We start from the raw sequence: 16,478 nt of genomic DNA, 5'->3' as shown, positions 1-16,478 counted from the left end.
GTTCAGGCCCCCTCACGCCCCCGCCGTACCTGCACCAACAGCGCCGGCGCAAAATGCAGCAGCACCATCCGCGCCAAATGGTGGGTGAGGATAAACACCACATTCAGTCCGCCCGCAAACGCGACAATCGCAATCGTCTCGATCGCCCCCGGCATGTACGCAAGCCATAAGGACAGCGGATCACTCCCCAAAAATCGCGCCGCCACTTCGGCAAACGCCGCCGCGACCACGATCATCAACCCGACCGAAACCAGCGCCGTGCGGCCATGCCGGCCCAACTCCTTGACGCCCAATCCCTGAAATCGCGAGCCGATTCGTACACCCAGAATCAGTGCCGCCAGATTCAAGCTCCAGTCCGGCATGTGAAAACCGTGTAGCCATCCTGCTTTGACGAAAACCGCCGTGATGATGATCGCCGTGAGCATAAACGGCGCCGGCACGCCGATCACCAGCAGCAAGCGTCCAAGCACGACACTCAAGCCGATCACCGCAAACACGGTCAGTGCCATCCCGGTCGTCAACGGAGCGCTTTCAATCACCGCCACCGATGCCTGTCCCGGAATCAAAAAGCTCACCAGCACGGTGATCAGCAACAGCCGCATCAGGTGCACGATGATGACTTTGCTTGAGGCCTTTTCCGACTCCAGCAAATCGAAAACCGCTGCCAATGCGCCCGGGTATACCGCCAACAATGCATCAGTGCGATTCCACCCTGCCCCGCGCGTCAGCCACAGCGCGGCCAACGTAATCTGCACGATCAGACACAGCAGCAACACGCCAAGGCTCGGCAACATGGCCGATGCCGTCGCACTGTCCCACGCCTCGAACATCAGCCCCGTGGCGATTCCCAGCGCCACCTGTATGTAGCCCAAGCCATAAGGCGTCACGGGTGCGAAACCTGATTTAGTGGCGACCAATGCGGTGACAAGAATCGAGCCCAACAGCAAACCGTGAGGCACGCCGAGGGACTGCAACACCGCGCCAAACCCGGCGGCGATCAACAAACAGAGAATGGATTTCATAGATGCCTTCCTGGCAATTAAACTCGATCCCCTGTAGGAGCTGCCGAAGGCTGCGATCTTTTGATCTTGCTCTTAAAAAGATCAAAAGATCGCAGCCTTCGGCAGCTCCTAAATGGGGATTGCGTGGTTTTATGAACGCAACCGGCCAATCGCGCGCCGATACTTCTCGATCCGCTCCAGATCCTCCCAACTCGGCGAGGCTATCCGCGAGAGGTCGCTGTTCTCTTCCAGATCAGCCAATTTCACCACGCGACCGATCGGGTTCTGCGCGGCGCGTTCGACGAAATCCTCGTAGGACTCGCCGGGCACTTTGGTCACCGATTCGATCGCGCTAATCACGCCTTCGCTGAAACCTTCCTTGCGAAGGTCATCGAGACTGATTTCGCAATCCTCGACCACATCGTGCAGCACCGCGACGATGCGTTCTTCCAGCGTAGTCATGCGCAGCATCACCTTCAGCGGATGCAAAATGTACGGCGCGCCGCCCTTGTCCACCTGCCCGGCGTGCGCAGTGGCAGCGATGGCAATGGCGCGTTCCAGTGTTTGAGTCATAAGGGTTTCCTTGGGTTAAACGCCATACCGGCCGCCGACATGAATATTGCGCTGAGTCAGGTGCCAATCACGCTCTAACGCCCCACTGGGTCGCAGTGACGTTCGAGAATCAACGAAACCAGCGCCGCTTGATCCGCTCCCGGGTGCGCATCGATCACCTGCGCGACCCACGCGCAATCGGCTTTCTTCAAATGCTCGCGCCATTCACCGGGCCAGGCGTCCAGTTCATCCCGCGCCAACCAGCGCGCACCGCCCTGCCCACCATGCCCTCCAGCAGTCGACTGTTCGAAACAAAAAGGCGTGGCCGGTTGTGACAGGTCGATGTTGAAGATGTAGACGTCGTGGGTTGGGTGCTGCGACGTGGGGGCGTTGTTGCGGCTGCTGATCTCGATCATGAGCAAATTCCAATCCATGGGTGCTAGATGTGTCCGATTGTTTCTCAATCTAGATGAACAGCGCAAATCAAAAACCTGATTGAACCTCCGCCCCTCAAGTAATCTCGAAACTAAAAGCGCCTAATCATTGATCAGAACCGGCGCCATTGAAGAGGAAATACCGATGAACATTCGATTCCTGCTTCTGATCGCCACCTTCAGCGTCATCCCCACCTGCGTCATGGCCGAAGGCTGCGACGTCCAGACCCGCTCCTCCAGCTCCGCCGTGCCGGCAGTATCCGGACACAGTTGCTATGAATACGAAGGCACGCCGGTCAACGCCATCGACTGGTCGTGCAGCAACGAAAGCAAAGACATGGTTAACGCCGTCAAGAAAAAGGTCCAGCAATGCGACGACCATTACCAGGCCACTTGCATCGCCACCCTCACCCAGGAATCGCTCGCCAACCCGCATTCCACCAGCAAGGACAAAAACGCCAAGGCGTTGAACATCCCGGATGGCGCGCAGGTAACCACGTATTACTACGGCGCGGAGGATTTGGGGCAGGCGAAGATTGATTGTGAAAGTGGTGGGGGGAGTTGGAAATCGAAGTAATGGTTGTTTAGCGCACATAAAAAAGGGACACGGCTGGGTGTTCCTTTTTCTGCTTCGACTTAATCACTGTGGTGAGGGGATTCATCCCGGACGGGTAGCGAAGCGACCCCAAACTCGTGAGCCAGATTCTTCTGACACACCGTGGGCGCCGGTTTACGACGACTGCGTCGCCGAACGGGGATAAATCCCCTCGCCACAGGGTGCTGGTTGCGTCCTACAGGTCGGTTGTGGCTTTTGCAATTGCTGCCTAGAGTGGGGCTGTCGCTGACAAGATTTTCAGCAACAGGGTTTCGCAGCCCTGACGATACGTGTAGTAACCTAGCGCCCCAAAAAACGGTGGCGGTCGCACCCGCGTCCGAAATCCGTTCAATGGTGGCCGTGTGTGGGAGATCTTCGGATCTGCCGGGTTCCTCGTATCCTCGGTCTGCGAACCCGCACATAGCTACCACCCTTCGATTCGCAGCGAATGGCAGTAGCTTCTCTCAAAGATACGAGGAAGTTTTACTTATACCGACAGACAAACCGCTCCACCACTACGCCCACATGTCCCACCCCGCCACCGACAACCTCGTCCTACTCATCAACCTCGTTGACACTTCGGAATAATCACCTCCTGACTTCCGCGCCCCTTGTAAGACGCGTCTGAACATCATCAACAGCGAACCGACGCCTCACTGTTCCGGCTTTAGTTGACGGTTACTCTTCAAACAAGAGTTTTCCATTCAATAAAGCAGAGCATCCATGGCCAACCACAGTTACATGAGCATTACCGGAAACCGACAAGGACTGATCTCCGCCGGCTGTTCCGACACTAATTCCATCGGCAACAAGTGCCAACTGGGTCACCTTGACGAAATAATGGTACTGGCCTACTCGCATAACATGACCACCGGCAATAACGGCGGCGTTACCGCTGACCGTGGCAAACACCTGCCGATCATGATCACCAAGAACATCGACAAATCCTCACCACTACTGTCCGCCGCACTTCATGAGCGTGAAGTGCTGGACTGCACAATCTTCTTCTACCGAACCTCCCCCGCTGGCACGCAGGACAAATACTTCAAAATCCACATAACCGGCGCAAAAATCGCACACATCAACCTCCAGGTTCCCCACGCCATCCATTTGAACGACGCCCAGCCGCAAGAATTGGTGTCGTTTACTTATCGCGAAATCAGCTGGACACATATCCAGGCAGGCACGTGCGGTTTCAGCACTTGGGGAAATGACGATGAATGAGGATTCGTGTGACATCAACGATGTTACCCGGGCTGCTTCTGATCTGGTCGCATTCGGGTGCCAGATCGGCGCGATTCAACTGTATGACAGTTTCAATCAACTGCGATTTAGCGAGATCGTTTCGTCCTATGCGAATGAGATTATTCGGGCTGTTGATGAAGGCGTTATTAGTGCCAAACAAGGGTTGCAAGAGCTTAGGGAGGAACACGCTGAGTTATTGAACAAAGTATCGTTTTATGCTCAAAACGGTGTAGGTGTTGCAGCGGGGATGATGCAATTGCACATAGGTGCCATACAATTCTCCAGCAAAAGCCCACAAGGTATATTTGCAGGAGCACTCTATTCGGCGCACGGCATCAACAACATTCATGAAGGGGTAGTAAATATCTACAACGGCCCTGATGCTCAAAGCACAGTGGGTCCGATTCGTAAATTTTATCAATTTATGGCAAACGACATACATTTAGGAAACACTGCTTACTACAGCGTAGACTTAATTCTTTCCGGGTTTGGCATGCTGCAGCACGTGCGAAAACCAGGCTCAATGGAGTTATTCAATCACGACCCTATTAATTATGAACGAGCTTATAATCAAATGGGAAGTCTGGCTTTGGCACTCGAACTAATGACCGACAGCATAACAGTCAAAAACATAAACAAAGAAATAGAATTTCGACAAGATAATTAAATTACTTCTTTATCTTAAACTCATCACCAGACATCATGTACGCATAAAAAGAAGCAAAAACCACAAAACCTAACAACCTATAAACAACTTCAGACAGACTCACCAAATCCTTAATCGTGTAATAAAAAACCTCCTCAACAAACAACGCACAATTAAAGAGAATATATTGCTTCACCCATACAGGATACCGATCACTTCGGACGTTTCGCCCTCGCAACTCAGCCAGCTGATCAGGAAAGCAGTAGCGAAAATTAACATATAGAAGCAATACGCAAATCAGACCACTTACAATTTCTTTTACATCCTTCAACAATAAAAAAATCCCACTGAAAAAATTCACTTGCACTAACGCGCCAATACCACTCAAAGCAACAGTCAAGAAAAATAAAAATATTGTTTGAGTTATGAATCTTAACGTCATGACTTCACACGCCTCAAGAACGTCATATGGCACCCCTTTATCATTGAGCGCGAAACAAGACATTTTTCCCGAACACTCATAATCCCACCACACCTTCGCCCTAAAAAAATCGCGCGAAGCAATGTAAACATGCGAGATAATTCATCACGCCATTAACCCTGCATCATCACGCACTCATTCAGAGCCTTCCTACAAATGAAAACCCTCAAACCTACAAACCTTTCCTCGACTCAAAAAAAATCCGACGCCCTTCAACAAGGCGTCGGATTTACTTACAGCGTATGGTTTTTACCTAGAGCATCAATCAGAAGTTAGCAGGCGTATTCGCACTAATAATCTCAGCCTCATCCGCCCCGATATTGCGAAACTTATGCGGCAACGTCGTCGGAAAGTAATACCCATCCCCGGCATTCAACACGCTCACCGAGCCATCCACGGTCAACTCAACCGTCCCGCGCGTCACCAACCCACACTCCTCACCTTCCGAGTGAACAATCGGCTCTTCCCCGGAACTCGCGCCCGGTGCGTATTGCTCGCGCAGCAGGCGCATCTGGCGGCTCGGGACTGAGGCGCCGATCAGCAGCAGGCGCAGGCCGTGGCGGCCGAGGTCGGGCTGTTCGTTGGCACGGAAGACGTATTGATGTTCGCGTGGCGGCTGGTCGAAAGTGAAGAAGTCGGCCAGGGACATCGGGATGCCTTCGAGCAGCTTTTTCAATGAGCTGACGGAGGGGCTGACGCGATTCTGTTCGATCAGGGAGATGGTGGCATTGGTCACGCCGCTACGCCGGGCCAGCTCGCGCTGGGAGAGTTTGTAGCTTTCGCGTACTAGTTTGAGTCGAGAACCCGTATCCATGACTGCCTTATGTTGAGGTACTTAAGGGTAATGGGGGTGGGTGGCGGGTGACGCGCCGGGGCGCGGGTCACGTTGCTCCCGTGTCCCGGAACCGTGAAAGGCGGCTATTAAATCACGTTTGGTGGTGTTGCTCAGCAGGTTCGATGGGTGGTGCGGCAAAAGTCCTTCTTGCCTTGGTAATACGGACCTGTAGGAGTGAGCCTGCTCGCGATTGGATGGCACATTCACCATTATTTTTGACTGGATGACCGCCTTCGCGAGCAAGCTCGCTCCCACAGGGATTGGGGTGTTTCTGTGGGAAGGATGGTGACTGGGCTGGCCTCATCGCGAGCAGGCTCACTCCTACAATTTGATCATTGGTGTGTCAGTGGGAGTTATGGCGTCTTTATAGGCGCCATCGCTGGCAAGCCAGCTCCCACATTTGGATATCTGCGGTGTTGCGATAAGAAAAACCGGCGGGGTCTTGGGGCCGCCGCCGGGGAGGTAACTTAGATGCCGAAGCGGTCGCGCAGTGAGTAGTAGACGGCGCCGAGTGCGGTCAGTGGGGCTGAGAAGGTGCGGCCGCCGAGCATTGGCATGTGTGGCAGGGAGGCGAAAGCGTCGAAGCGTTCGGCATCGCCACGGATCATTTCCGAGATCAGTTTGCCGGCCAGGTGCGAGCAAGTGACGCCGTGGCCACTGTAGCCCTGCATGTAGTAAGCGTTTTTCTCGATGCGGCCGAATTGCGGCATGCGTGACATGGTCAGCAGGAAATTGCCGGTCCAGCGGTAGTCGATTTTCACGTCTTTGAGCTGCGGGAAGGTCTTGAGGATCTTCGGGCGGATCAGTTGTTCGATGTCGTCCGGCTCACGCGCGCCGTAGACCACGCCGCCGCCGTAGAGCAAACGGTTGTCGGCGGTGAGGCGGTAGTAATCCAACAGATAGTTGCAGTCTTCGACGCAGTAGTTGTTGGTGATCAGGCTGCGAGCCTGTTTCTCGGTCAACGGTTCGGTGACGACGATCTGCGAGCCGCACGGCATGCTTTTCGCGGTCACGCGGTTGTCGAGGCCTTGCGGCAGGTAGGCGTTACCAGCGATCAACAGGTACTTGGCGCGGACCAGGCCTTTGGCCGTGCGCACGACATTGGGCTCGCCGTAGGTGATTTCCACCGCGGCCGATTGTTCGTAGATCTTGCCGCCCAAACTAACGATGGCTGCGGCTTCACCGAGGGCCAGGTTCAGTGGGTGAACGTGGCCGCCCTGCAAATCGAGCAACCCACCTACGTAGGCATCAGAGCCGACTTCACGACGAATGTCCGCAGCGTCGAGCATCTTCAGATTGCGGTTGCCGTAGCGTTCCCAGTTTTTCTTCTGCTCGGCCAGGCCATTCAATTGTTTCTTGTTCATCGCCGCGAAGATACCGCCCGGACGGTAGTCGCATTTGATGTCGTATTGCTTGATGCGCGAACGAATGATGTCGGCGCCTTCGAAGATCATGCTACCGAGAATTTCCGCGGTCTTGTCGCCGTAGCGCTCTTCGATCACGTCAACGTCGCGGCTGTACGAGTTGACCAGTTGCCCGCCGTTACGGCCGCTCGCGCCGTAGCCGACCTTCGCCGCTTCCAGCACCGTGACTTTATAGCCAGCCTCGGCGAGGAACAGTGCCGAGGACAGGCCCGTGTAACCGGCGCCGATGATGCAGACGTCGCAATCCACCGCTTCTTCGAGGGTCGGAAAGTCGATGACTTCGTTGCGAGTGGCGGCGTAGTAGCTGTTTACGTGTTGTTGTTTCATAGGGTTCTCCGAGGGTCGCCGGCACACGCCAGCAACCGCCGCTGTAAAAGAGTTAGAGCTTGATCCAGGTCGCTTTCAGCTCGGTGTACTTGTCGAATGCGTGCAGCGATTTATCGCGACCGTTGCCCGACTGTTTGAAGCCACCGAACGGCGCGGTCATGTCGCCGCCGTCGTACTGGTTGACCCAGACGCTGCCGGCACGCAGGCCACGAGCGAAGGTGTGCGCCTTGCTCAGGTTGCTGGTCCAGACGCCGGCGGCGAGGCCGAAGATGCTGTCGTTGGCGATCTGCAGTGCTTCTTCAACGGTGTCGAAGGTGATCAGCGACAGTACCGGGCCGAAAATTTCTTCCTGAGCGATGGTCATGGCGTTGGTCACGCCGTCGAAAATCGCCGGTTGCACGTAAAGGCCACCGGTTTCTTCAAGGGTGCGCTGGCCACCGGCAATCAGCTCGGCGCCCTGCTCGCGTCCGATGTTGATGTAACGCAGCACGTTGTCGAGTTGACGCTGATCGACCACGGCGCCGACGGTGGTCGCCGGGTCGAGGGCGTGGCCGGGTTTCCACGCTTGCAGTGCTTCCACCAGCAGCGGAATGAACTGCTCACGGATCGAACGCTCGACCAGCAAGCGCGAACCGGCTGTGCAGACTTCGCCCTGGTTGAAGGCGATGGCGCCGGCCGCTGCTTGTGCCGCGGCGCGCAAGTCCGGTGCGTCGGCAAACACCACGTTCGGGCTCTTGCCCCCTGCTTCGAGCCAGACGCGTTTCATGTTGCTCTGGCCGGCATAAATCATCAGTTGCTTGGCAATCGCCGTGGAGCCCGTGAAGGCCAGCACGTCGACGTCCATGTGCAACGCCAGCGCCTTGCCGACGGTGTGGCCGAAGCCTGGCAGGACGTTGAACACGCCTTTCGGAATGCCGGCATCCAGTGCCAACTGCGCGATGCGGATGGCGGTCAGCGGCGACTTTTCCGAAGGCTTGAGGATGAACGAGTTACCAGCGGCCAGCGCTGGGGCGAATTTCCAGCTGGCCATGATCAGCGGGAAGTTCCAGGGCACGATGGCCGCCACCACGCCGCAAGGTTCGCGAGTGATCAGGCCAAGTTGGTCGTGCGGAGTAGCGGCCACTTCGTCGTAAATCTTGTCGACGGCTTCGGCGCTCCAGCGGATCGCGTTGGCAGTCGCCGGGATGTCGATGCTCATCGAGTCGCTGATCGGTTTGCCCATGTCGAGGGTTTCCAGCAGCGCCAGTTCATCCTGGTTCTGCAGGATCAGATCGGCAAAGCGGATCAGGATGCGCTTGCGCTCGGCCGGGGCTTTGTTGGCCCACACGCCGGATTCAAACGATTGGCGTGCGGCTTCGACGGCGAGGTTGGCGTCGGCTTCATCGGTGCTGGCGACGGAGGCCAGAAAACGGCCGTCAACGGGGCTCAGGCATTCGAAGGTGTCGCCGCTGATCGCCGTGCGGTATTCACCGTTGATGAACGCGCGGGATTCAATGGTCAGGGACTGGAAGCGTTGTTCCCAGTCGTTGCGGGTCGTTGTCATTGTTATGGCTCGACGAGGGGGTGGTGAGCAGCGGACGAACGCCGCCGATCAAAATCTGGTAACCCGATCCCCTGTAGGAGCTGCCGAAGGCTGCGATCTTTTGATCTTGACCTTGAAAAACAAAGTCAAAAGATCGCAGCCTTCGGCAGCTCCTACAGGGAATGGTGCTGGGCTTTAAACGGTATGCAGATACCAGTTGTACTCAAGGTCAGAGATCGAGTTCTCGAACTCGGCCAGCTCGCTTTCCTTGCACGCGACAAACACGTCGATGTACAGCGGGTCGATGTAGCGGGCCATGACTTCGCTGTCGTCCAGCTCGCGCAATGCGTCACGCAGGTTGTTCGGCAGGCTCTGTTCGTTCTGCTCGTAGCTGTTGCCTTCGACCGGGGCGCCCGGCTCGATCTGGTTGGTCAGGCCGTGGTGAACACCGGCCAGTACCGACGCCATCAGCAGGTACGGGTTGGCGTCCGCACCGGCTACACGATGTTCAATGCGCACAGCGTCAGCAGAACCGGTCGGCACACGAATCGCCACAGTGCGATTGTCGATGCCCCAGCACGGCGAGTTCGGCACGTAGAACTGTGCGCCGAAACGACGGTACGAGTTGACGTTCGGGCAGAGGAAGGCCATTTGCGCAGGCAGGGTCTCCAGCACACCGCCGATCGCATGTCGCAGCGCGGCGTTCTGCTCGGGATCCTCGCTGGCGAAGATGTTGTTGCCTTCTTTGTCCAGGATCGAAATGTGCACGTGCAGACCGTTACCCGCCTGGCCCGGATACGGCTTGGCCATGAAGGTAGTGTCCATCTCGTGGTCGTAGGCGATGTTTTTCACCAGACGCTTGAGCAGGACGGCGTAGTCGCATGCCTTGATCGGATCGGAGACGTGATGCAGGTTGACTTCGAACTGCGCCGGGGCGCTTTCCTTGACGATGGCGTCAGCAGGAATGCCCTGCTCTTTCGCGCCTTCGAGGATGTCTTGCAGGCAGTCGACGTATTCGTCGAGGTCGTCGATCAGGTAGACCTGAGTCGACACTGGGCGCTTGCCGGAAACCGGCGAGCGTGGCGACTGCGGACGGCCGTTCACGTTGTCCTGGTCGATCAGGTAGAACTCGAGTTCGAACGCTGCGCAAATGGTCAGGCCGAGGTCGTCGAATTTACGCACCACATTGGCCAGCACTTCACGCGGGTCAGCGAAGAACGGCTGGCCTTCGATCTCGTGCATGGTCATTAACAGTTGTGCGGTTGGGCGCTTCTGCCACGGCTCGATGCTTAGGGTGCCGGGGATCGGGTAGCAGATGCGGTCAGCGTCGCCGATGTCCAGACCCAGGCCGGTGCTTTCCACCGTGGAGCCATTGATGTCTAGGGCGAAAAGCGAGGCCGGCAGGTTGATGCCTTTCTCGTAAACCTTATGAAGACTGGTGCGTTCGATGCGCTTGCCGCGCACCACACCGTTCATATCCGCAATCAGAAGGTCGACGTACAAAACCTCAGGATATTTCTTAAGGAATGCGTTTGCTTCGTTGAGTTGAACGGTACGCAGAGGGACCGACATGATGCACCTATTTAGCTGTTAATTATTATGTTCACTGCTGTTTCGCCGAGCCAGTCAACCCGAACGGCAAAGTGAAGTCAATAGCGAACACCCTGCCGCTCAGCCTTTATTTTTAGGGCTTTTCTTGACACCTGCGTGCCAAAACAGGCGGCAGATGCCCGCCAATCATGAAGATTTGATGAAAGGCGTTTAGAATTTTTTACATGGCAGTTGTTAATTAAAATCAACGAGGCTAAGCTCCGGAAAAGCTCGTTCAAGTGTCAGACTCGAGGTGAATAAAAATGGCATTCAAGCCATTGATCGGCGTTACTGCGTGCGTCAAACAGATTGGCCTGCACCCCTATCACATCAGCGGCGACAAGTACGTTCGTGCTGTCAGCGTTGGCGCTCAGGGGCTGCCAGTGGTCATTCCTTCCCTTGGCAACCTGACTGAAATCGAGGACCTGCTCGGTCAACTCGACGGTCTGTTGCTGACCGGTTCGCCTTCCAACGTGGAACCCTTCCACTATCAGGGCCCGGCCAGCACTCCCGGCACGGATCACGATCCGGCGCGGGATGCCACCACCCTTCCTTTATTGCGTGCAGCCATTGCGGCGGGCGTTCCGGTGCTGGGCATTTGCCGCGGCTTCCAGGAGATGAACGTGGCATTCGGCGGCAGCCTGCATCAGAAGGTGCATGAGCTGCCGGGCATGCTCGATCACCGTGAAGCAGACAGCCCGGATGTGGCCGTGCAATACGCACCGGCTCATGCGGTCACTGTGCTTGGCGGTGGTGTGTTCGAAGCGCTGGAGTTGCCGGGCGAGTTTCAGGTCAACTCGATTCACAGTCAGGGCATCGACCGCCTCGCGCCCGGCCTGCGTGCCGAAGCGGTGGCGCCGGATGGTCTGATCGAGGCGATCTCGGTGGAGCACAGCCCGACCTTTGCCCTCGGCGTGCAATGGCACCCGGAGTGGCAAGTGCTCGACAACCCGAACTACCTGAAGATCTTCCAGGCTTTCGGTGAGGCTTGCCGCCAGCGTGCGGCGCGGCGTAACCAGCGCTGACACAACCAAAGAATACGTAACGATTTACTGCCCCCACGCAAGTCGGGTGTGCCTGCGCGCATCCGTCATTCGTGAAAAACAACACCCGTAATAACAACAAGTACGACCCAGGCAGCCAGGACGGCGGCGCCGAACAAGCCGGAGCAACCTGCCACAGACGCAGTCCCCTGTAGGAGCTGCCGAAGGCTGCGATCTTTTGACTTTGTTGTTAAAGATCAAGATCCAAAGATCGCAGCCTTCGGCAGCTCCTACAGGGACCGTGTGATGACGGGAATTGTTTTTCCAGGCTTGCAATCCACTTAAGCCAGGCCACGTTGGCCAGGCACTGAAACCTGTTGGGAGTTTCACATGGCAAACGCCTCCAGCACTTACAGGAAGGCACTTGAAGGTCATCAGCAACCGAAAAAGGTGTTGGTGAAAGTCGATCGTGTCACCAAGAAGTTCGACGAAACCACCGCAGTGGACGATGTATCACTGGAGATCCATCAGGGCGAAATCTTTGCCCTGCTCGGCGGCTCCGGCTCGGGTAAATCGACCCTGCTGCGCATGCTTGCCGGTTTCGAGCGCCCGACTGAAGGACGGATTCTGCTCGACGGCGTGGACATCACCGACATGCCGCCGTACGAGCGGCCGATCAACATGATGTTCCAGTCCTACGCGCTGTTCCCGCACATGACCGTCGCGCAGAACATCGCCTTCGGCCTCAAGCAGGACCGTTTGCCAGCCAGTGAAATCGACGCCCGCGTTGAAGAAATGCTGCGTCTGGTGCACATGACCCAATACGCCAAACGTAAACCGCATCAGTTGTCCGGTGGTCAGCGCCAACGTGTCGCCCTCGCCCGCTCGCTGGCCAAGCGTCCGAAGCTGTTGCTGCTCGACGAACCGATGGGCGCGCTGGATAAAAAGCTGCGTTCGCAAATGCAGCTGGAACTGGTTGAGATCATCGAGCGCGTCGGCGTGACCTGCGTGATGGTCACTCACGACCAGGAAGAAGCCATGACCATGGCCGAGCGCATTGCGATCATGCACCTGGGCTGGATCGCGCAGATCGGCAGCCCGATCGACATCTATGAAGCACCGGTCAGCCGCATGGTCTGCGAGTTCATCGGCAACGTGAACGCCTTCGACGGCACCGTGGTGGAAGACCTTGAAGGTCACGCGATCATCCACAGCCCGGACTTGCAGCAGAAGATCTACGTCGGTCACGGCGTCAGCACCTCGGTGCAGGACAAATCGATCACCTACGCGATCCGTCCGGAAAAAATGCTCGTCAGCACCACCCAGCCCGAGTTCCGCTACAACTGGTCCGAAGGCAAAGTGCATGACATCGCCTACCTCGGCGGCCACTCGGTGTTCTACGTCGAATTGCCGGGCGGCAAAATCGTCCAGTCGTTCATGGCCAACGCTGAACGCCGTGGCGCGCGACCGACCTGGGACGACAAGGTTTACGTCTGGTGGGAAGACGACAGCGGCGTGGTACTGCGCTCATGAGAACCTTCAATCAGCAATTCCTGCGCCTGGTGCCCAGTGGCCGAAAACTGGTGATCGGTATTCCGTTCATCTGGCTGTTCCTGTTCTTCATGCTGCCGTTTTTCCTGGTGATGAAGATCAGCTTCTCGGAAGCTGCGCTGTCAATCCCGCCGTACTCGGAGATCTACACCTACGCCGAACAGAAATTCCAGCTGCTGCTGAACATCGGCAACTACGCCATGCTCGGCGAAGACGAGTTGTACCTGTCGGCCTACCTCGGTTCGCTGAAGGTCGCGGCACTGAGCACGCTGATGTGCCTGGTGATCGGTTTCCCGATGGCTTACGCGATCACCAAGACCGGCAAGGAAACACAAAACGTCCTGCTGCTGTTGATCATGATGCCGACCTGGACCGCGATCCTGATCCGCGTTTATGCGTGGATGGGCATTCTCAGCAACAACGGTTTGCTCAACAGTTTTCTGATGTGGACTGGCCTGACCGATCACTCGATCGAGATCCTCAACACCAACACGGCGGTGTATATCGGCGTGGTTTATGCCTACCTGCCGTTCATGGTGTTGCCGCTGTACGCCAACCTGGTGAAGCACGACGGCAGTCTGCTGGAAGCCGCGTCGGACCTGGGGTCGAGCAACTTCAACAACTTCTGGAAAATCACCGTACCGCTGGCCAAGAACGGCATCATCGCAGGCTGCATGCTGGTGTTCATTCCGGTGGTTGGCGAGTTCGTGATTCCGGAACTGTTGGGTGGCCCGGAGACGCTGATGATCGGTCGCGTGCTGTGGCAAGAGTTCTTCAATAACCGCGACTGGCCGGTGGCGTCTGCCCTGGCGGTGGTGATGCTGTTGATCCTGATTGTGCCGATTCTGCTGTTCAACCGCAGCCAGGCCAAAGAGATGGAGGCACGGGGATGAAACGCTTCGGTTTTGCAAAATTCATGTTGATCTTCGGCCTGACGTTCATCTATCTGCCGATGCTGATCCTGGTGATCTACTCGTTCAACGCCTCGAAACTGGTGACGGTATGGGGCGGCTGGTCGATCAAGTGGTACACCGGTTTGCTCGACAATACGCAACTGATGGGCTCGGTGGGACGCTCGCTGGAAATCGCCTGCTACACCGCCGTTGCGGCTGTGGCACTCGGTACTCTGGCTGCGTTCGTGCTGACTCGGGTAACACGCTTCAAGGGTCGCACGCTGTTTGGCGGCCTGGTCACCGCGCCGTTGGTGATGCCTGAAGTGATCACCGGCCTGTCGTTGTTGCTGCTGTTCGTGGCGATGGCGCAACTGATCGGCTGGCCACAGGAACGTGGCATCGTCACGATCTGGATCGCCCACACCACGTTTTGTGCAGCCTATGTGGCGGTAGTAGTCTCCGCCCGCCTGCGTGAACTGGACCTGTCAATTGAAGAAGCGGCGATGGACTTGGGCGCGAAGCCGTTCAAGGTGTTTTTCCTGATCACCATTCCGATGATCGCGCCGTCGCTGGCGGCGGGCGGGATGATGTCGTTCGCCTTGTCGCTGGATGACCTGGTGTTGGCGAGCTTCGTCTCCGGCCCAGGCTCAACCACCCTGCCGATGGAAGTGTTCTCGGCGGTGCGTCTGGGCGTGAAGCCTGAGATCAACGCGGTGGCGAGTCTTATTCTGCTGGCGGTGTCGCTGGTGACCTTCCTCGTCTGGTACTTCGGCCGCAAGGCAGAGGCCAACCGCAAGCGGGCGATTCAGGAAGCGATGGATCAGACAGCGAATGAGTCGTGGCAGCAGCCGCAACGTGCCGCCACAACTGCCTGACGGTTTGATGGAGATCCATTGTGGTGAGGGGATTTATCCCCGATGGGCTGCGAAGCAGCCCTAAGCCAGGCACTCGCGGTTTACCAGGAACACCGCATGCAATGGTTTTGCGACTGCTTCGCAGCCGATCGGGGATAAATCCCCTCGCCACAGAAGCTCTCTCCCAAAGTTCCATGTACACCCGGTTTGTGTTTTTGAATAAAAAAAATGGAGTTGTACCGATGAAAATGTTTGGCAGGACTCTGCTGACACTGTCCTTAATGGGCGCAATCGTCATGGGCGCCCAGGCCAACGACAAAGTGCTGCGTGTTTACAACTGGTCCGATTACATCGCGCCGGACACCGTCAAGAAGTTCGAAGACGAGACCGGTATCCGCGTGACCTACGACGTCTTCGACAGCAACGAAACCCTCGAGGCGCGCTTGCTGGCGGGCAAATCCGGCTATGACCTCGTCGTGCCGTCCAACAGTTTTCTGGCCAAGCAGATAAAGGCTGGCGTCTATCAGCCGCTGGATAAATCGAAGCTGCCCAACTGGAAGAATCTCAACCCGGTGCTGCTGAAAAATGCTGCTGCCAGTGACCCGGACAACGCTCACGCGTTCCCGTACATGTGGGGCTCGATCGGCATCGGTTTCAACCCGGCCAAGGTCAAGGAAGTACTCGGCGCCGACGCCCCGACTAACTCCTGGGACTTGCTGTTCAAGCCGGAAAATGCGGAAAAGCTGAAGGCCTGTGGCATCAGTTTCCTCGACTCGCCGACCGAAATGATCCCGGCCGCCCTGCACTACCTGGGTTACCCGGTGAACGACAAGGACAAGGCGCACATCATGGAAGCCGAAGCGCTGTTCATGAAGATCCGCCCGTACGTGGCGTATTTCCATTCCTCGAAGTACATCTCCGACCTGGCCAACGGCAACATCTGCGTGGCGGTCGGCTACTCCGGTGACGTCCTGCAGGCCAAGGCCCGCGCGATGGAATCGGGTAACAAGGTGAAGATCGACTACAGCATTCCCAAGGAAGGCGCCGGCAGTTTCTACGACATGGTCGCCATCCCGCGTGATGCGGCGAACGTCGACAACGCGTATCTGTTCATGGACTTTTTGATGCGCCCGGACATCATCGCCGAGATCACCAACAGCAACGGCTACAGCAACGCCAACTCGGCGGCGACGCCATTGGTCGACGAAGCGATCCGTAACGACCCGGGCTCGTACCCCTCGCAAGCGGTGATGGCGACGCTGTATGCGGTGCCGGATCAGCCGATTGCGACCCAGCGGATAATGACCCGCGGCTGGACCCGAGTGAAACTCGGTAAGTAACCCACTACCCAGTGTAGGAGCTGCCGAAAGCTCGGGCCGCGATCGGACGATCTTTTGATCTTGCTTTTGATCTTGAAAGCCCAAAGGCAAAAGATCGTCCGATCGCGGCCCGAGCCTTCGGCAGCTCCTACAGTGGAATTGTGTGTGGTTTGAGAATTATTGGTTTCCCGTTCACGCAGCGCCTTACCACCGCTGCACCCTGCAT

At 56.9% G+C, this 16,478-nt stretch carries 16 protein-coding genes; 8 read left to right on the top strand and 8 right to left on the bottom strand.

The window, feature by feature from the left end:
• Positions 1–2 precede the first annotated feature (2 nt).
• From ACA061_RS11360 to ACA061_RS11350, 3 genes are all read right to left on the bottom strand, one after another.
• A complete protein-coding gene (locus ACA061_RS11360; RefSeq protein ID WP_497301583.1) occupies positions 3–1,022 on the bottom strand; it encodes an AbrB family transcriptional regulator in 1,020 nt (339 codons plus the stop codon).
• A 129-nt stretch (positions 1,023–1,151) separates the two neighbouring features.
• A complete protein-coding gene (locus ACA061_RS11355) occupies positions 1,152–1,574 on the bottom strand; it encodes an HD domain-containing protein (protein ID WP_497301580.1) in 423 nt (140 codons plus the stop codon).
• Between the two features lie 74 nt (positions 1,575–1,648).
• A complete protein-coding gene (locus ACA061_RS11350; protein ID WP_497301578.1) occupies positions 1,649–1,969 on the bottom strand; it encodes a hypothetical protein in 321 nt (106 codons plus the stop codon).
• A 163-nt stretch (positions 1,970–2,132) separates the two neighbouring features.
• On the opposite strand from ACA061_RS11350, the gene ACA061_RS11345 reads away from it, so the two are divergent.
• From ACA061_RS11345 to ACA061_RS11335, 3 genes are all read left to right on the top strand, one after another.
• Positions 2,133–2,564, top strand: a complete 432-nt coding sequence (locus ACA061_RS11345) for a hypothetical protein (protein ID WP_497301576.1) — start codon at positions 2,133–2,135, stop codon at positions 2,562–2,564.
• Positions 2,565–3,305: 741 nt separating this feature from the next.
• Positions 3,306–3,806 carry an Hcp family type VI secretion system effector gene (locus tag ACA061_RS11340; protein ID WP_150618151.1) on the top strand — a complete coding sequence of 167 codons (501 nt, stop codon included), beginning with the start codon at positions 3,306–3,308 and terminating at the stop codon, positions 3,804–3,806.
• A complete protein-coding gene (locus ACA061_RS11335) occupies positions 3,799–4,494 on the top strand; it encodes a DUF4225 domain-containing protein (RefSeq protein WP_497301575.1) in 696 nt (231 codons plus the stop codon). Before ACA061_RS11340 ends, ACA061_RS11335 begins: the two co-directional genes overlap by 8 nt.
• Position 4,495: 1 nt before the next feature.
• Here ACA061_RS11335 and ACA061_RS11330 read toward each other — a convergent pair whose 3' ends face one another.
• The 5 genes from ACA061_RS11330 to ACA061_RS11310 form a co-directional block, all read right to left on the bottom strand.
• Complete coding sequence (locus ACA061_RS11330) at positions 4,496–4,915, bottom strand: hypothetical protein (RefSeq protein WP_497301574.1); 420 nt, start codon at positions 4,913–4,915, stop codon at positions 4,496–4,498.
• 304 nt (positions 4,916–5,219) lie between these two features.
• Positions 5,220–5,768, bottom strand: coding sequence for a cupin domain-containing protein (locus ACA061_RS11325; protein ID WP_042558757.1), 549 nt, complete (start codon positions 5,766–5,768; stop codon positions 5,220–5,222).
• Between the two features lie 488 nt (positions 5,769–6,256).
• The gene (locus ACA061_RS11320; protein WP_150605177.1) at positions 6,257–7,540 is read right to left on the bottom strand and encodes an NAD(P)/FAD-dependent oxidoreductase; all 1,284 of its coding nucleotides are present in this window, start codon (positions 7,538–7,540) and stop codon (positions 6,257–6,259) included.
• Positions 7,541–7,592: 52 nt separating this feature from the next.
• Complete coding sequence (locus tag ACA061_RS11315; protein ID WP_497301572.1) at positions 7,593–9,083, bottom strand: aldehyde dehydrogenase; 1,491 nt, start codon at positions 9,081–9,083, stop codon at positions 7,593–7,595.
• 174 nt (positions 9,084–9,257) lie between these two features.
• Entirely contained in the window at positions 9,258–10,634 is a 1,377-nt protein-coding gene (locus ACA061_RS11310) for a glutamine synthetase family protein (protein WP_150605179.1), read from the bottom strand.
• Positions 10,635–10,915: 281 nt separating this feature from the next.
• Between ACA061_RS11310 and ACA061_RS11305 the strand changes: the two genes are divergently transcribed.
• The 5 genes from ACA061_RS11305 (at position 10,916) to ACA061_RS11285 (ending at position 16,273) form a co-directional block, all read left to right on the top strand.
• Positions 10,916–11,677, top strand: coding sequence for a gamma-glutamyl-gamma-aminobutyrate hydrolase family protein (locus tag ACA061_RS11305; RefSeq protein ID WP_150605180.1), 762 nt, complete (start codon positions 10,916–10,918; stop codon positions 11,675–11,677).
• A gap of 348 nt (positions 11,678–12,025) precedes the next feature.
• Positions 12,026–13,168, top strand: a complete 1,143-nt coding sequence (locus tag ACA061_RS11300; RefSeq protein WP_150605182.1) for an ABC transporter ATP-binding protein — start codon at positions 12,026–12,028, stop codon at positions 13,166–13,168.
• Positions 13,169–13,197: 29 nt separating this feature from the next.
• Complete coding sequence (locus tag ACA061_RS11295) at positions 13,198–14,079, top strand: ABC transporter permease subunit (protein WP_191626509.1); 882 nt, start codon at positions 13,198–13,200, stop codon at positions 14,077–14,079.
• Positions 14,076–14,954, top strand: coding sequence for an ABC transporter permease subunit (locus ACA061_RS11290; RefSeq protein ID WP_150605184.1), 879 nt, complete (start codon positions 14,076–14,078; stop codon positions 14,952–14,954). Before ACA061_RS11295 ends, ACA061_RS11290 begins: the two co-directional genes overlap by 4 nt.
• 221 nt (positions 14,955–15,175) lie before the next feature.
• Positions 15,176–16,273 carry a polyamine ABC transporter substrate-binding protein gene (locus tag ACA061_RS11285; RefSeq protein ID WP_210701929.1) on the top strand — a complete coding sequence of 366 codons (1,098 nt, stop codon included), beginning with the start codon at positions 15,176–15,178 and terminating at the stop codon, positions 16,271–16,273.
• The last annotated feature ends 205 nt before the right edge of the window (positions 16,274–16,478 follow it).

It is taken from the genome of Pseudomonas sp. LBUM1668, assembly GCF_059695715.1.
The sequence above is the reverse complement of the archived record's forward strand: the minus strand, read 5'-3'. Positions and strand labels throughout refer to the sequence as shown.

Excerpts from the sequence above, each read along its gene's own strand:
- ACA061_RS11330 (WP_497301574.1), bottom strand. The coding sequence starts at position 4,915 with ATGACGTTAAGATTCATAACTCAAACAATATTTTTATTTTTCTTGACT.
- ACA061_RS11335 (WP_497301575.1), top strand. The coding sequence starts at position 3,799 with ATGAATGAGGATTCGTGTGACATCAACGATGTTACCCGGGCTGCTTCT.
- ACA061_RS11285 (WP_210701929.1), top strand. The coding sequence starts at position 15,176 with ATGAAAATGTTTGGCAGGACTCTGCTGACACTGTCCTTAATGGGCGCA.
- ACA061_RS11290 (WP_150605184.1), top strand. The coding sequence starts at position 14,076 with ATGAAACGCTTCGGTTTTGCAAAATTCATGTTGATCTTCGGCCTGACG.
- ACA061_RS11325 (WP_042558757.1), bottom strand. The coding sequence starts at position 5,768 with ATGGATACGGGTTCTCGACTCAAACTAGTACGCGAAAGCTACAAACTC.
- ACA061_RS11360 (WP_497301583.1), bottom strand. The coding sequence starts at position 1,022 with ATGAAATCCATTCTCTGTTTGTTGATCGCCGCCGGGTTTGGCGCGGTG.
- ACA061_RS11305 (WP_150605180.1), top strand. The coding sequence starts at position 10,916 with ATGGCATTCAAGCCATTGATCGGCGTTACTGCGTGCGTCAAACAGATT.
- ACA061_RS11315 (WP_497301572.1), bottom strand. The coding sequence starts at position 9,083 with ATGACAACGACCCGCAACGACTGGGAACAACGCTTCCAGTCCCTGACC.
- ACA061_RS11355 (WP_497301580.1), bottom strand. The coding sequence starts at position 1,574 with ATGACTCAAACACTGGAACGCGCCATTGCCATCGCTGCCACTGCGCAC.
- ACA061_RS11350 (WP_497301578.1), bottom strand. The coding sequence starts at position 1,969 with ATGATCGAGATCAGCAGCCGCAACAACGCCCCCACGTCGCAGCACCCA.
- ACA061_RS11345 (WP_497301576.1), top strand. The coding sequence starts at position 2,133 with ATGAACATTCGATTCCTGCTTCTGATCGCCACCTTCAGCGTCATCCCC.
- ACA061_RS11340 (WP_150618151.1), top strand. The coding sequence starts at position 3,306 with ATGGCCAACCACAGTTACATGAGCATTACCGGAAACCGACAAGGACTG.
- ACA061_RS11300 (WP_150605182.1), top strand. The coding sequence starts at position 12,026 with ATGGCAAACGCCTCCAGCACTTACAGGAAGGCACTTGAAGGTCATCAG.
- ACA061_RS11310 (WP_150605179.1), bottom strand. The coding sequence starts at position 10,634 with ATGTCGGTCCCTCTGCGTACCGTTCAACTCAACGAAGCAAACGCATTC.
- ACA061_RS11320 (WP_150605177.1), bottom strand. The coding sequence starts at position 7,540 with ATGAAACAACAACACGTAAACAGCTACTACGCCGCCACTCGCAACGAA.